At 35.0% G+C, this 14,844-nt stretch carries 15 protein-coding genes and 1 tRNA gene; 12 read left to right on the top strand and 4 right to left on the bottom strand.

Annotated features, from left to right (window positions below; genetic code table 11):
• The first annotated feature begins 40 nt into the window (after nt 1-40).
• A complete protein-coding gene (locus tag NYE52_RS17645; RefSeq protein WP_341194246.1) occupies nt 41-1,558 on the top strand; it encodes a tetratricopeptide repeat protein in 1,518 nt (505 codons plus the stop codon).
• Nucleotides 1,559-1,922: 364 nt separating this feature from the next.
• Nucleotides 1,923-2,873: a thioredoxin-disulfide reductase gene (gene trxB, locus NYE52_RS17640; RefSeq protein ID WP_341194245.1), complete on the top strand. Its 951-nt coding sequence runs from the start codon at nt 1,923-1,925 to the stop codon at nt 2,871-2,873.
• Nucleotides 2,874-3,111: 238 nt separating this feature from the next.
• Here trxB and NYE52_RS17635 read toward each other — a convergent pair whose 3' ends face one another.
• Nucleotides 3,112-3,414, bottom strand: a complete 303-nt coding sequence (locus NYE52_RS17635; protein WP_341194244.1) for a hypothetical protein — start codon at nt 3,412-3,414, stop codon at nt 3,112-3,114.
• Between the two features lie 179 nt (nt 3,415-3,593).
• A complete protein-coding gene (locus NYE52_RS17630; RefSeq protein ID WP_341195223.1) occupies nt 3,594-3,890 on the bottom strand; it encodes a nuclease-related domain-containing protein in 297 nt (98 codons plus the stop codon).
• A gap of 342 nt (nt 3,891-4,232) precedes the next feature.
• Here NYE52_RS17630 and NYE52_RS17625 point away from each other — a divergent pair, with 342 nt between their 5' ends.
• From NYE52_RS17625 to NYE52_RS17605, 5 genes are all read left to right on the top strand, one after another.
• Nucleotides 4,233-4,691, top strand: a complete 459-nt coding sequence (locus NYE52_RS17625) for an NUDIX hydrolase (protein WP_031540670.1) — start codon at nt 4,233-4,235, stop codon at nt 4,689-4,691.
• 21 nt (nt 4,692-4,712) lie between these two features.
• Nucleotides 4,713-5,594 carry an RNase adapter RapZ gene (gene rapZ / locus NYE52_RS17620; RefSeq protein WP_341194243.1) on the top strand — a complete coding sequence of 294 codons (882 nt, stop codon included), beginning with the start codon at nt 4,713-4,715 and terminating at the stop codon, nt 5,592-5,594.
• Entirely contained in the window at nt 5,591-6,547 is a 957-nt protein-coding gene (locus NYE52_RS17615) for a gluconeogenesis factor YvcK family protein (RefSeq protein WP_341194242.1), read from the top strand. Before rapZ ends, NYE52_RS17615 begins: the two co-directional genes overlap by 4 nt.
• Nucleotides 6,548-6,593: 46 nt before the next feature.
• Entirely contained in the window at nt 6,594-7,538 is a 945-nt protein-coding gene (gene whiA, locus NYE52_RS17610) for a DNA-binding protein WhiA (RefSeq protein ID WP_341194241.1), read from the top strand.
• Between the two features lie 163 nt (nt 7,539-7,701).
• Nucleotides 7,702-7,950, top strand: a complete 249-nt coding sequence (locus NYE52_RS17605; RefSeq protein ID WP_341194240.1) for an HPr family phosphocarrier protein — start codon at nt 7,702-7,704, stop codon at nt 7,948-7,950.
• A gap of 76 nt (nt 7,951-8,026) precedes the next feature.
• On the opposite strand, the gene clpP is transcribed toward NYE52_RS17605, so the two are convergent.
• A complete protein-coding gene (gene clpP / locus NYE52_RS17600; protein ID WP_341194239.1) occupies nt 8,027-8,632 on the bottom strand; it encodes an ATP-dependent Clp endopeptidase proteolytic subunit ClpP in 606 nt (201 codons plus the stop codon).
• A 408-nt stretch (nt 8,633-9,040) separates the two neighbouring features.
• Between clpP and NYE52_RS17595 the strand changes: the two genes are divergently transcribed.
• Nucleotides 9,041-9,112: transfer RNA gene (locus NYE52_RS17595), tRNA-Arg, on the top strand.
• 769 nt (nt 9,113-9,881) lie between these two features.
• Nucleotides 9,882-10,301 (top strand): hypothetical protein, encoded by a 420-nt coding sequence (locus tag NYE52_RS17590; protein WP_341194238.1) that lies wholly within the window; start codon nt 9,882-9,884, stop codon nt 10,299-10,301.
• Between the two features lie 55 nt (nt 10,302-10,356).
• On the opposite strand, the gene NYE52_RS17585 is transcribed toward NYE52_RS17590, so the two are convergent.
• Nucleotides 10,357-10,488: a hypothetical protein gene (locus tag NYE52_RS17585; RefSeq protein ID WP_341195222.1), complete on the bottom strand. Its 132-nt coding sequence runs from the start codon at nt 10,486-10,488 to the stop codon at nt 10,357-10,359.
• A 964-nt stretch (nt 10,489-11,452) separates the two neighbouring features.
• On the opposite strand from NYE52_RS17585, the gene NYE52_RS17580 reads away from it, so the two are divergent.
• The 3 genes from NYE52_RS17580 (at nt 11,453) to NYE52_RS17570 (ending at nt 14,830) form a co-directional block, all read left to right on the top strand.
• A complete protein-coding gene (locus tag NYE52_RS17580; RefSeq protein WP_341194237.1) occupies nt 11,453-12,469 on the top strand; it encodes a sugar-binding transcriptional regulator in 1,017 nt (338 codons plus the stop codon).
• 53 nt (nt 12,470-12,522) lie between these two features.
• Entirely contained in the window at nt 12,523-13,533 is a 1,011-nt protein-coding gene (gap, locus tag NYE52_RS17575) for a type I glyceraldehyde-3-phosphate dehydrogenase (RefSeq protein WP_341194236.1), read from the top strand.
• A gap of 112 nt (nt 13,534-13,645) precedes the next feature.
• Nucleotides 13,646-14,830 carry a phosphoglycerate kinase gene (locus tag NYE52_RS17570; protein WP_341194235.1) on the top strand — a complete coding sequence of 395 codons (1,185 nt, stop codon included), beginning with the start codon at nt 13,646-13,648 and terminating at the stop codon, nt 14,828-14,830.
• Nucleotides 14,831-14,844: the final 14 nt, after the last annotated feature.

Here is a 14,844-nt window from a genome sequence, read left to right as displayed (position 1 = left end):
CTTGCTTTATAAGGGAACATATATATATATTGGAGGATTTATGAATAAAAACTCAAGTAGAGTACAACCAGTGGGTAAACTTATTACATTTAATCCTACAGGCGAATTTTATTTCAACAAAGGAATTAAAGCATATCATCAAAGAGACTATTATAAATCCCTTAAATATTTGCAAAGAGCACTGGCATTGGAACCAGGAGAACCGATGATTGCATGTCAGCTTGCAGTCGTTTATGCAGATATTGGAGAATATCAAAAATCTAATGAACTTCTCCATGTTATTATTGAAGAATTAGATGAGGATATGGTTGAGTGTTATTATTTCTTAGCGAATAATTACGCCCATTTAGGATTTTTTAAAGATGCATATTATCATGCAAAATTATATTTAAGTCTGGATAAAGATGGGGAGTTTGTAGAGGATACAGAGGACCTTATGGAGGTTCTTTCTTTGGAATCAGAAGAGCTTGAGGAAGAAGAGGCTTATGAGGAAGAGGATCTTATTACAAGACAGGAACAGGCAAGAGCCTTGCTTGAGTCTGGCAACTTTCCACAAGCTATAGAAGTGTTGACGAAAGTTATTCAAGATTATCCAGAGTATTGGTCGGCTCATAATAATTTAGCGTTAGCTCATTTCTATCTTGGTCAAGCGGAAAAGGCAAGTGAGATTTTAGAGCATGTTCTAACCAAAAATATCGGAAACTTACACGCTTTATGTAATAAGCTCGTATTTGCTTATTATCAAAATAACGACTCTCACGTTACGGAATTAGCAGCTATCTTAAGAAAGATTAACCCTATTTCCATTGATCATCAATTCAAGCTAGGCACTACTTTCGCACTTATCGGCGAATATGATACTGCTTATTTCTGGTTGAAAAAGATCTATAAAAAAGGATTCCAAGGGGATGGTTCTTTTTATTATTGGTTATCTTATGCAGCTTACCACACAGGAAATAAACAAACTGCGAAAAAAGCATGGAAAAAGGTAATCGATGACCAACCTGAAAAAGAAGGGCAAGAGCCATGGAACAACTCGGAACATAAGATTAGTGGATTTGAGGACCATCTTAGCTCTATTCTGAAAAGATTTGAAAGCAATCATGTAGAGGAACGTTTATTTGCGACTTTCTTAACTTCTGTCTCTAGTCTAAAGGAAAAAATCCTTTCGTCTTCTTCTATTCAGCAAAAAAATGTTTTTACGAAAATAGAACAGGATTATTTATCTTTTGTTAAATCTGGTACCCAAATAAAGGATCCATTCTTATATGTTGCACATCATACAGCAGAGCAAATCTATTCAAACCATCATCCTATTGGAACGGAAGAGACTAGTCTGTATTTATTATGGTTTTCAGCTATCTTGGAAATGCAAACAGCAGGAGCGTTATATAAAAATTGCATAGCCAGTGCAGCTGCTATCGATTATCTGTGGAATCAAACGCGTGATTCAAAGAAAACCCAGCAAGAAATTGCCGATCAGTATGGGCTTTCCACATCAACTTTACAGAAATATATAAAGTCGATGAAAAGCTATATGCAATCTATCTATAGTTAATATTTGTAATTTTACTTTGTTTTATACGGTTAATGAAAAATAATTCATATAGAAGCAGTTTAATTCGTTTAGAATTTAGCTGCTTCTTTTTTTACGATTGCAAAACAATATAAAAAAATATTTTTGAATAAAAAAAATCCAATCCCTGATTGCTACCTGTCAGCAAATAATAATTTGGTGTTATTTAAAAATTTTTCAAGGTTGAGCAGATTTTTGGACGGATAGGGGATTGATTTTATAGGATAGTAATAGATAATCATACTTATAATAAGAAATGAAAATTAATTTAAGCATGGATTCTTTTATCTAAGCGTTAATTTAGTATAATAAATGCGTTAGTTAATGGGAAAAGGAGTTTTTGAAAATGACAGAAGAAATAATTTATGATGTTATTATTATTGGGGCAGGTCCAGCTGGAATGACAGCGGCTGTTTATACATCTCGTGCTAATCTTTCTACTTTAATGATTGAAAGAGGAATACCTGGCGGACAGATGGCGAATACAGAAGAAGTGGAAAATTTCCCCGGATTTGAAAGTATCTTAGGTCCAGATTTATCCAATAAAATGTTTAATCATGCAAAAAAATTCGGTGCTGAATATGCTTATGGTGATATTAAAGAAGTAGTAGATGGAAAAGAATATAAAACAGTTAAAGCTGGTTCGAAAGAATTTAAAGCAAGATCTATTATTATTTCTACAGGTGCAGAATATAAAAAGGTTGGAGTACCTGGTGAAAAAGAATTAGGTGGTCGCGGTGTATCTTACTGTGCAGTATGTGATGGTGCGTTCTTTAAGAATAAGCGTCTATTCGTTATCGGTGGAGGCGATTCAGCAGTTGAAGAAGGTGTATATTTAACTCGTTTTGCATCTCAAGTGACAATTGTGCACAGACGTGATGAATTAAGAGCACAGAAAATCCTTCAAAAAAGAGCGTTTGATAATGAAAAAGTAGACTTTATTTGGAATCATACCATTAAAGAAATCAATGAAAAGGATGGAAAAGTGGGCAGTGTGACACTTGTTTCTACTGTGGATCAAACAGAGCAAGAGCTAGAGGCTGACGGCGTGTTTATTTATATTGGCATGGTTCCATTATCTAAACCATTTGAAAGCTTAGGGATTACCAATGAAAATGGCTATATTGAAACAGACGATCAAATGGAAACGAAAGTACCTGGAATATTTGCGGCTGGCGATATTCGTGAAAAAACACTTCGTCAAATTGTTACTGCAACAGGTGACGGAAGTATTGCTGCTCAAAGTGCACAGCACTATGTGGAAGAACTAGCGGAAGCGTTAAAACAACAAGCATAAAACGTTTTGAAAGTGTCATTCCGTTTTAATTGGAATGTAACAGTAGTGAAACATATTTGGGGTATCATATAAATAGAAATTGACCCCCTTTTAAGATATATATTTTTTGCATAGGCATTTATCGCCTATGCCTTTTTTTGTTTGGGCAGATTTTTGGTTTGGCTGATAAATGGTAACTTTCGCGAATAACTCCGAAGTTTTCGCGAATATCACGTTAAATGATACAAATACTTCCTTTTCATTCAAAAAAATCTTTCGAAGGGTAATAAATTCTCCCTCGATTTTCACCTGTATAAGGTAATTTCATTGAAACAAGAAGCCGATTAGCGGTATCTTTGGAAGTAATATGGACAAATTCACGAAATTCCTTACTGGTAATAGAAGGTTTGATTAAGAGGAAATAATCCTCCACTGCTTTTATATGAGCCAGTTTATCAAATGTGGAACAGGATGGACAAAACCAGTTACGCATTTTTCTTATCATCGCAAATTCTTTACAGTGAGGGCATTGAACACCTGTTCTAATGTCTTTTTTGTTCATTCCGTATTTTTCCAATATATTAGTGTTTTCTGAGGTATGATGCTTGCGAAGAAATTTGGAGATTTTGCGTAGGCTTTTTTCATCTATAATATTTACTTTATATTTTCTTTGTAACTGATCCCATTTATCAAGAAAACTATGACTGTGAAGAACATGATTTTTTATGGAGGGATGTCCTTTTATGATTGTAGAGGGTTTGGAAATAATAACGAGGGGTTCAATGGGGGAATAGTAAAGTGGTGTTTCTGTAAGAAATGCTCTAATTGTCGCTTTAATCTTTTTACTTGAGAGATTGGATCTAAGTATCCCTCTTCTTGATTATTTCTAATTCGGATAAACTGGTTTAAGGTTGTATCAAAAATTAATGTGCCTAAGTAGTTTTTACAATTAATAATGACAAAAAAGAAACGAGTCAGCAGGAGATAGTCTATTTGAAAATAAGATTTTCCATTGTATAAACGAAGATTATGAATAATAAAGCAGTCTTTATCTGGTAGAAAATCAAGGTAGTAGGTTAGTTCCTTTTCACCTTTATAGCACGTAAATGAATAAAGACATCTTTTTTGATGGTCAAATCTTTACCTCCACGTTGTAAGAGAGCTTCCATTTTTCTTAACTTCAAACTCTTTTTTATAAAATTAATATACAAGAACAATACACATCCTTTTCTAGAGATTACATCATTCATTCTCCGTAATGAATGAAGAATCCTTCCTAATTGGAAAAGGCAATTTATTGTGAGGGCATGACAATAATAGTATAATAAGAGGAATGGATATAAGAAGTGCCTACATACAGAGAAAATCGGGGTGAATAATTTGCAACGTGTGACGAATTGTTTATTACTTAAAGATAATAAAGTTTTGCTGCTACAGAAGCCGAGACGCGGTTGGTGGGTGGCACCTGGTGGAAAAATGGAGCCTGGGGAGTCAGTGCGGGATTCCTGTATTCGTGAATACAGAGAAGAAACAGGTATTTACTTAAGAAATCCTAATATCAAAGGGATTTTCACCTTTATTATTAAAGATGGAGATAAAATTGTATCGGAGTGGATGATGTTCACCTTTTTCTCTACGAACGCTGATGGTGTCAATGTAGATGAATCAGCTGAAGGGAAAATTGTCTGGCACGATTTAGATAATGTAAAAAACTTGCCAATGGCAGAAGGCGATTATCATATATTAGACTACATGATTCATGGGAATGGAATTATCTATGGAACCTTTACTTATACACCTGACTTTGAATTAATTAGTTACCGTTTAGATCCAAGCTAAAATTTATAGGAGGGAATAAAAATGAGTGCAAGTGAACCACAAATCGTAATTATCACAGGAATGTCAGGGGCGGGAAAGACAGTTGTTATCCAAAGCTTTGAAGATTTAGGTTTTTTTTGTGTAGATAACCTACCTCCTACCCTTTTACCTAAGTTTCTTGAACTTATGAAAGAGTCTGAGAATAAGATGAATAAGGTTGCTCTTGGGATGGATTTGCGAGGCAGAGAATTCTTTGATGATTTATTTACTGCGCTAGACGATTTATCAAATTCCTGGGTAGTACCGAAAATTCTTTTTCTAGATGCGGATGACAGCGCCCTAGTTAGAAGGTATAAGGAGACTAGAAGAGTTCATCCCCTTGCACCGTCTGGACTTCCTTTAGAAGGAATTAAACTCGAAAGAGAAATGTTAGAAGAGCTAAAAGGCAGAGCACAAATTATATATAATACATCACAGAGCACTCCAAGAGAACTTCGTGAAAAGATTTTAAAAGAGTTCTCTGTAAATAAACAATCTATCTTTACTGTAAATGTGATGAGTTTTGGATTTAAGCATGGACTTCCTATTGATGCAGATTTAGTATTTGATGTGCGTTTTTTACCAAACCCTCATTACGTGGAGCATATGAGACCGAAAACTGGTTTAGATGTGGAAGTATCCAGTTATGTGTTGAAATGGACAGAGACAGGTCAATTTTTAGAAAAAATAATTGATTTGTTAACGTTTATGCTCCCCCAATATAAGAGAGAAGGAAAATCGCAGCTTGTTATAGCGATTGGCTGTACGGGGGGACAGCACCGGTCTGTTGCATTAGCAGAATATATTGGGCATCATTTTGAAAAGGAATATAATATTGCTATTGCTCACCGTGATATGGAGAGGAGAAAGGACCAACAGGCATGAGTGAAAAGGAACAGCCAAGAATTGTAATCATCGGTGGAGGAACAGGTCTTTCAGTGCTTTTACGTGGATTGAAAAAATATCCAGTAGATATAACGGCGATCGTAACAGTAGCCGATGATGGAGGAAGCTCTGGAAGACTAAGGGAAGATCTGGATATCCCTGCTCCTGGAGATATTCGCAATGTTTTAGCCGCATTATCAGATGTGGAGCCGCTAGTGGAGGAGATGTTTCAGCACCGATTCACAAATAGTAAAGACTTAGATGGACATTCATTAGGCAATTTAATTTTAGCTGCAATGACTTCCATTACTGGTAATTTTACCTATGCAATTCAAGAAATGAGCAAAGTACTTAATGTTCGTGGTAAAGTATTACCTGCAACAAGTCATAGTGTGATCTTAAATGCATTAATGGAAGATGGAACCGTTGTTGTGGGAGAATCAAGTATTCCAAAGGCTGAGAAAAAAATAAAGAGGGTATTTTTAACTCCAGAGGATTCTGCACCACTTCCTGAAACCATTCATGCAATCCAGCAAGCAGATTTAATAGTGATGGGTCCTGGAAGCTTATATACAAGTATCTTACCGAATTTGGTTGTCCCAGAAATCAAAGAAGCAGTTCGAGAAGCGAAAGCAAAAAAAGTATATATATGCAATATAATGACACAGGCAGGAGAGACGTTAGATTTTACGGCAAGTGATCATGTGAAGGCGTTGTATGATCATGTAGAGCAACCGTTTATTGACACGATTATCGTGAACAAAACGAATATCCCTGCAAGTGTACAACAAAGATATGATGAAGAAAAAGCAAAGCCTGTGGTTTTTGATATAAATCGACTTGAACGGATGAAACTAGATGTAATAGCTGGCGATATCCTCAAGCTTGATCAAGGTGTTATTCGTCATAATACAGTAGAAGTGGCGAAAATCCTTTATTCAATAATAGAGTAATTGGATTAGATAACATCTGCTTTTTTTCTAATAAGGGGGGAAGGGCATGTCTTTTGCGTCAGAAACAAAAAAAGAATTGACAACAATTGAAACCAAAAATTGCTGCGGTAAAGCAGAATTATCAGCACTGATACAAATGAACGGGACACTTTCCTTTTCCAACCAGAGGCTAGTTGTTAATATACAGACAGAGAATGCAGCTATAGCTAGAAGAATATATACCTTAATTAAAAGATATTTCGACATACCTGTTGAATTGCTTGTGCGAAAAAAAATGCGTTTAAAAAAGAACAATGTATATATTGTACGAATTTCGAATAAAGGCAAAGAAGTTTTAGAGGAATTGAGTATTCTTAAAGAAGGCTTTGTCTTTACCCATGAAATCTCACCAGAGCTAATTAAGAAAAAATGCTGTAAACGATCGTATTTAAGAGGCGCCTTTTTAGCAGGTGGCTCTGTAAATAACCCAGAAACATCTTCTTACCACTTAGAAATTGCTTCCTTATATAAAGAGCATATAAATGCACTTAGTGATTTAATGAATACATTTGGTCTAAAAAGTAAGACATTAGAAAGAAAAAAAGGGTTTATTGCTTATTTAAAGGAAGCAGAAAAAATCACCGAGTTCCTCAATATTATTGGAGCGCATGGTGCACTACTTCGCTTTGAAGACATTCGCATTGTTAGAGACATGAGAAATTCAGTAAATCGATTAGTAAATTGTGAAACAGCCAATTTAAATAAAACAATTGGGGCTTCCTTAAGGCAAGTGGAGAATATTCGATATATTGATAAAACAGTTGGACTGCAAATTCTTCCTGATAAGCTTAGAGAAATTGCAGAGCTTCGAGTTGCCTATCAAGATGTAACCTTGAAGGAATTAGGAGAAATGGTGTCTTCTGGTAATATCAGTAAATCTGGTATCAATCATCGTTTAAGAAAAATTGATGAAATTGCAGATAATCTTCGTCGTGGAGAAGCTGTGAAATAATAGAGGTGGATAATATAATATATTATCCATTTCTTTTTTACATACAAAAATTAATATCAGAAAATTCTTCTAAACTGAATATTCTTTCCCTTGGATAGAGCAAAAAACTCTATTTCCTTGTATAATAGATATATTACTACTTTGAAGATGGGGAGGAAGTTCGATGGTAGAGCAAGAAATTACAGTTGGTTTAAAAGCGGGACTACAGGCGAGACCGGCAGCTTTATTTGTACAAGAGGCAAGTAATTATTTATCAGAAGTATTTATTGAAAAGGATGGCAGGAAGGTAAATGCTAAGAGTATTATGGGAATAATGGGCTTAGCAATAAATTCTGGTGCAACGATTAAACTAATTGTTGAGGGGAGCGACGAAGTGGAAGCGCTTCAGAGTTTACGCGAATTGCTAAAGTAAATCTTTTGATGCATAAAAATCTCTCCTTATATAAAAAAGGTTGTTCCAAAAAAATGGAACAACCTTTTTAATGAGATTATTTATTTTTTTTATCTTCAAGAGAATTACGGCTAATAACATGGTCAACTAAACCATATTCTTTTGCTTTATCAGCAGTCATAAAGTTATCGCGTTCTGTATCTCTTGCAATAATGTCAATAGGTTGACCAGTGCGCTCAGATAAAATACCGTTTAATTTATCACGTAAGAATAAAATACGTTTAGCAGCAATTTCGATTTCCGTTGCTTGACCTTGTGCTCCACCAAGTGGCTGGTGAATCATTACTTCACTGTTTGGAAGAGCATAACGCTTCCCTTTTGTACCAGCAGCAAGTAAAAATGCTCCCATAGAAGCAGCCATACCAATACAGATTGTTTGAACATCTGGTTTGATATATTGCATCGTATCATAAATAGCCATTCCAGCAGTGATACTTCCACCTGGGCTATTGATATAAATAGATACATCTTTTTCAGGATTTTCTGTTTCTAAGAATAAAAGCTGTGATACGATAGAGTTAGCTACATTATCATCAATAGCACTACCAAGCATAATAATACGGTCTTTTAATAAACGAGAGTAGATATCGTAAGCGCGTTCTCCTCTGTTTGTTTGCTCAATAACTGTAGGAATTAAATTCATTTAAAATCCTCCTTTATAATGTTTGTTCGAAAAAAATAAGTATTTGTTTCTTCAGTAAGATGCAATACATCAAAACTGTATGTATTCCTAATGATACACGGATGGTCAATTAAGGTCAAACGTAAAAGCCTAAATACCCCAAAATATCATTCGACATCTTTTTTTAATGACCGTTTTTTGTAAAGTTGGTTGATAAGTATACTTTTATTAAAAAGCAATCTTTAAAAAAACTTCTTAAAAGGGTGTAGGTTCTGAATGTTATCATTAGTTCTATCCCTTTAATTTCGTCTACAATCCTTTCTCCATGATACCCATTGCTCTTTTTTTTAAACATCGTCTATTGCATAAACTAGGAACTTCGCTTATAATATGAAGGCGTAACTTTAATGTTGGGTAAGTTTATGCCATGCCCTCGTGGTGCAACGGATAGCACGTAAGATTCCGGTTCTTAAAATGGGGGTTCGATTCCCTCCGAGGGCGTTAAAAGATTGATAGATAAGGGTTTTTTTGAGGTTTGTGTATTCTTTGTCCGACACTTCAAAAAAACCCTTATTTTATTTTACTTTATTTGCTTTAAGCAGTCGCTCATAAAACTATTAACTTTTTCGTTATTTAGTAGCTCTGATCGTCTGGACATATGGCCATAAGTATTTAATAAAATGGATTTGTCGGTATCTCCAAGGCGAGCTCCAATATAATTTATATATGAAATATTAGATTCCCATAAAATAGTTTCATGAGTATGCCTAAACATATGTGGAGTAGTATGTAAAAGATTATGGCTTTTACATACAGTATCTAGAGCAATTACATAGTTGGACATCTTAACTAACGCACCTATTTGATTGATAAAAAGAAAGAGTGGATGAAGATACGCTCACAAGTAGTACTAAAACTTAAAACTCGTCCACAATTGCATAAGGTCTAAGTCCTTCGCTTCAGTAAATGCTTCGCTAATGGTAGATGTCTTTGACAAGTGATTAATACTTTTGGTCGTGCGATTTCTTTCATCCTCATATATCCACATTGTTCTGTAATCATACAAATATGCAATTTTATGTTTTTTTCTGTTCCTTTTTCGACCGTACCTTGTTTATATGTCTCAAACCACCATTGTAGAAATTCTTCTAAAGTTTGTCCGGAAGCTGCATGTTATAACCCATATGTCTATAAAAAGTTCTTCGGAGAAATATTCTTCTGTTTGGTTTGGAAAAGAAAAGATTAGATATCTGGAATAAAGGAGAAATTTATGAGTGAAAAAAACTTAGTAGCATGGGTTCCTAATATAGATATTAAAGGAGAGTTACACTTAGTTGAATTTAAATATTTAAGAGGCTTACAAATAACTGTAGAAGACAATCAGGATAATACATATCTAATACTATTCAATAAAGAGAAAAATGGTAATTATATTTTAGCATGTAGATTTGCAGATGAAATGAAGAGAAGCGATTTAGCGGTACCAGCACAAAAGGCTCGCAGTAGCCAACTTATTGAAGGTGCATGGTCGTTATATAAGGAGATTAATTCAGATTTTGTAGATTGGTATGATCAGTTACCCGGTCCAGGAAGTGAACATTATAATATCGAACATTATGTAATTATTACTTCGGATGAAACTTTTGAAATATTGAGTGAAACTGAACCAATAATAATTAAATTTCCTTAGAAGGAAAAAGCCCAACTCATGTGAGGAGGGCTTTTTATCTTATACATAAAACGTTTTATTTTATTTTAAAATTTTGTTCGCCTAATTTATCGCCACCTACACCTTGTGTAGCTATTAATGTTACAGGAGTTTCTAAATCATCTAATTCATAAGCTACTGCGTTCTTAACTGTTCCGTCTTTTTTAATTGTTTCTAGTTGAGAATCAAGGAATTGATCATCTGGAAGCCCAGCTACTTCAAGCTATTAAACTACCAGCTTATCATGCAATTATTTCGGTTCGGGCAGGAAAGGAACTTCAGCCAGCATTTATTTGTAATATGAAACCTCCAGTCAAAAAACAGTATGATAATTCACTCTTAACTAAAAGGCATGTAAGAATGTTTGGAAGAAATTGGAGTGGATTGCAGAAGAGTTTATAACTTTCGTTTACCTTTTGTCCGAACGTTTGTTATATATCATTGCATTTTATTATTCAAGAAAAAATCAAAAGCAGTACGGACAAAGGAGTGTTTTCTTCTATTATAATTGGTTTTAAACCATCATAATGGGGCCGAGGACGTTAATAAATGCAAAAGGTTGTTTGGAGGATTCGTCTATTTTATTCGAATCCTCCAAACAACCTTTTGATTTTTCCTCTATGAATCTTCTAAATAAATGGTTAAGATTCCCTCGATTTTCTCTACATGTTATATGTTGATTTTAAAACGAAAATGAGAATAGTATCAAAAGGAAACAACATCCCCCAGTTCTATTGTTGGTTACTACTAATAATAGTGATAATATAAATTCCTACCTTATTATAATCAAATAAAGATTCAATATTAAAGAATGTTTTTCATATATATCAAAAATGTCCCTTTTTCTAACTAATTCTTCGTAATGGCAATTTTCTAAAAATCAAATTCCTTTTCTAAAAAAATAATTATAAATGAAGAGTATAATTATTAATTTTTTCCAAATAGTAAGAAAAGAAAGAACGACACTTTTTCGTCAAATTTTACAAAAAATAGACACATATCAGTTGAATTCATACTATACTGGTGTTAGAATTGTTCATGTAGCAGGGAGTTATTTTTTTTGTAGTATCCGGGACGTAAAATGTCTATGCGGGACTTCTGACGACCACTGTAAGTGAAGGAGAGCATCAAGCATGGTTTCATTTATTGAGATTCAAAAAAGATTATTACCTGATTTACTTACAGTTATGCAAAAAAGGTACTATATTCTGCAGTTTATTAAGAATATGCAGCCTGTCGGTAGAAGAAGTCTGGCTGTGAGCCTAGGACTGACCGAAAGAGTCTTGAGAAGTGAAGTCGAGTTTTTAAAAGATCAGCAGCTTATACATATTTCAAACATCGGCATGACAGTCACTTTGATAGGGGAAGAAGTGTTGGAAAGTCTTTCTAGTGTAATGAGAGAAGTAACGGGTATTAACGAAATGGAGCAGCTACTGCAAAGTAAACTGGGCATTAGCCGGGTTATTATCGTAGCTGGAGATAGTGATCATTCTCCGTGGGTAAAAAAAGAATTAGGACTTGCGACAGCAAATTGTATGAAATCTCTCCTAAAGGGAAATAATATCATCGCAGTTACTGGTGGGACTACTATGTCTTCTGTTGCTGAGGCGCTAACACCAAGTGTTGCAGATGGCGAGTTATTATTTGTTCCTGCTCGTGGTGGAATAGGAGAAGATGTCAAAAATCAGGCAAATACAATTTGTTCAATGATGGCAGACCATACTGCATCAAAACATCGAGTTTTATACGCTCCAGATGAGGTTAGTGAAGAAATGTATAAGAGCATTTCTACTGATCCTCGAATCAGTGAAGTACTAAAACTAATTCGTTCAGCAAATCTTCTAGTTCATGGTATTGGCGAGGCACTTACGATGGCAAATCGTAGAAGTACAAGTAAAAGTGATCTAGAAAAGATTAAGAATGCAGAAGCTGTTGGTGAGGCATTTGGGTATTACTTCAATGAAGAGGGAGAGGTTGTTCATAAGGTGCAAACAATTGGCCTTAGACTAGAAGACTTATCTTCCGTACCTAATATTATTGCTGTAGCTGGGGGAGCATCTAAGTCAAAGGCTATACGTGCTTATTTAAAAGAAGCACCACCTTCAACCATTTTGATAACAGATGAAGGTGCCGCTAAAAAGTTGATATAATGGGAAATCCCTTTATATATTTAATCTCTTAAAATTAGAGGAGGAAATTTACAATGACAGTAAAAGTAGGTATTAACGGTTTTGGACGTATCGGACGTTTAGCATTCAGAAAAATCATGGAAAACCCAGAATTAGAAGTGGTTGCAATCAATGATTTAACTGACACTAAAATGCTAGCACATCTTTTAAAATATGATTCATCTCAAGGAACTTTCCAAGGTGAAATTGAAGTTCATGAAGGTTACTTCTTAGTAGACGGTAAAAAAGTTGTTACAACTGCTGAAAGAAACCCAGCTGACCTTAAATGGGGAGAACTTGGTGTTGATACAGTTATCGAATCTACTGGATTCTTCACAACTAAAGAAAAAGCAGAAGCACATATTCAAGCAGGTGCTAAAAATGTAGTTATCTCTGCTCCAGCAACTGGCGAAATGAAAACAGTTGTTTACAATGTAAACCATGACGTTCTTGATGGAACTGAAACAGTTATCTCTGGTGCTTCTTGTACTACTAACTGTCTTGCTCCAATGGCACAAGTTCTTCAAAATAAATACGGTATCGTATCTGGTTTAATGACTACAATTCACGCTTACACTGGCGACCAAAACACTTTAGATGCTCCACATCCAAAAGGTGACTTCCGTCGTGCACGTGCAGCTGCTGAAAACATTATTCCTAACTCAACTGGTGCTGCTAAAGCAATCGGTTTAGTATTACCAGAACTTCAAGGTAAATTAGACGGTGCTGCTCAACGTGTTCCAGTTAAAACTGGTTCTTTAACAGAGCTTGTTACTGTTCTTGATAAAAAAGTTACAGTTGAAGAAATCAACGCTGCAATGAAAGAAGCTGCTAACGAATCTTTCGGTTACACGGAAGAAGAGCTTGTTTCTTCTGATATTATCGGAAGTAGCTTTGGTTCATTATTTGATGCAACTCAAACTAAAGTTATCACTGTTGGTGATCAACAACTTGTTAAAACCGTTGCATGGTATGACAACGAAATGTCTTACACTAACCAATTAGTAAGAACTGTTAAGCACTTTGCACAACTTGCAACAAAATAATTTCCCTTTTTAAATGGAAATATGTGCGAGTTAATAAGCACCCCCTTTAATCTAACAGCGGAAACAACTTTGTTTCCGCTATTTTAAAAATATGCAGTGGAGGGTACCTATAATGAATAAGAAAACAATTCGTGATATCGATTTAAAAGGAAAAAAAGCATTTGTCCGTGTTGACTTTAACGTACCAATGAAGGATCAACAAATTACGGATGAAACAAGAATTCAAGCTGCACTTCCAACAATTAAAGAATTAATGGAAAATGGTGCAATTGTAATTCTAGCAAGCCACTTAGGACGTCCGAATGGCGAGGTAGTAGAAGAGTTACGTTTAACTCCTGTTGCAACTCGTCTTTCTGAATTACTTGGCAAAGAAGTTGCTAAAGCAGATGAGTCATATGGAGAAGCTGTTAAAGCACAAATCAGCAAGTTATCTGAAGGAGATGTAATCCTTCTTGAAAACGTACGTTTCAATGCTGGGGAAGAAAAAAATGATGCAGAATTAGCAAAACAATATGCAGAGCTTGCTGATGTATTTGTAAATGATGCATTTGGTGCTGCACACCGTGCACACGCTTCAACAGAAGGAATCGCACACCATATCCCAGCTGTATCTGGATTATTAATGCAAAAAGAACTTGATGTTCTTGGCAAGGCTTTATCAAACCCAGAACGTCCATTCACTGCTATCGTTGGTGGAGCGAAAGTTAAGGATAAAATTGGTGTAATTGACAATCTTCTTGATAAAGTAGATAACCTAATTATTGGCGGAGGATTAGCTTATACATTTGTTAAATCTCTTGGTCATGAAATTGGTAAATCTTTATTAGAAGAAGATAAAATTGATCTTGCTAAATCTTATATGGAAAAAGCAAAAGAAAAAGGCGTTAAGTTTTATATGCCTGTTGATGTTACAGTTGCAGATGATTTCTCTAATGACGCTAACATCAAAACAGTTTCTATTGAAGAAATTCCAGCTGATTGGGAAGCATTAGATATTGGTCCTAAAACACGTGAAATTTATGCAGATGTTATTAAGAGTTCTAAATTAGTAATTTGGAACGGACCAATGGGTGTATTTGAATTAGATGCTTTCGCTAAAGGTACAAAAGCAGTAGCAGAAGCGCTTGCTGAATCTCAAGATACATATTCTGTAATCGGTGGTGGAGATTCTGCAGCAGCTGTTGAAAAATTTGATTTAGCTGATAAAATGAGTCACATTTCAACTGGTGGCGGTGCTTCATTAGAATTCATGGAAGGTAAAGAACTTCCAGGTGTAGTGGCTTTAAACGACAAATAATATCTTTATAGATA

Origin of the sequence: Niallia sp. FSL W8-0635, assembly GCF_038007965.1 — a bacterium.
GTDB lineage: Bacteria > Bacillota > Bacilli > Bacillales > Cytobacillaceae > Niallia.
Note: the sequence above shows the minus strand (reverse complement) of the source record. Positions and strands in the feature narration are given on the sequence as shown.

Coding starts and splice junctions, on each gene's coding strand:
- NYE52_RS17645 (WP_341194246.1), top strand. CDS start 41: ATGAATAAAAACTCAAGTAGAGTACAACCAGTGGGTAAACTTATTACA.
- trxB (WP_341194245.1), top strand. CDS start 1,923: ATGACAGAAGAAATAATTTATGATGTTATTATTATTGGGGCAGGTCCA.
- NYE52_RS17635 (WP_341194244.1), bottom strand. CDS start 3,414: ATGAACAAAAAAGACATTAGAACAGGTGTTCAATGCCCTCACTGTAAA.
- rapZ (WP_341194243.1), top strand. CDS start 4,713: ATGAGTGCAAGTGAACCACAAATCGTAATTATCACAGGAATGTCAGGG.
- NYE52_RS17615 (WP_341194242.1), top strand. CDS start 5,591: ATGAGTGAAAAGGAACAGCCAAGAATTGTAATCATCGGTGGAGGAACA.
- whiA (WP_341194241.1), top strand. CDS start 6,594: ATGTCTTTTGCGTCAGAAACAAAAAAAGAATTGACAACAATTGAAACC.
- NYE52_RS17605 (WP_341194240.1), top strand. CDS start 7,702: ATGGTAGAGCAAGAAATTACAGTTGGTTTAAAAGCGGGACTACAGGCG.
- clpP (WP_341194239.1), bottom strand. CDS start 8,632: ATGAATTTAATTCCTACAGTTATTGAGCAAACAAACAGAGGAGAACGC.
- NYE52_RS17590 (WP_341194238.1), top strand. CDS start 9,882: ATGAGTGAAAAAAACTTAGTAGCATGGGTTCCTAATATAGATATTAAA.
- NYE52_RS17580 (WP_341194237.1), top strand. CDS start 11,453: ATGGTTTCATTTATTGAGATTCAAAAAAGATTATTACCTGATTTACTT.
- gap (WP_341194236.1), top strand. CDS start 12,523: ATGACAGTAAAAGTAGGTATTAACGGTTTTGGACGTATCGGACGTTTA.
- NYE52_RS17570 (WP_341194235.1), top strand. CDS start 13,646: ATGAATAAGAAAACAATTCGTGATATCGATTTAAAAGGAAAAAAAGCA.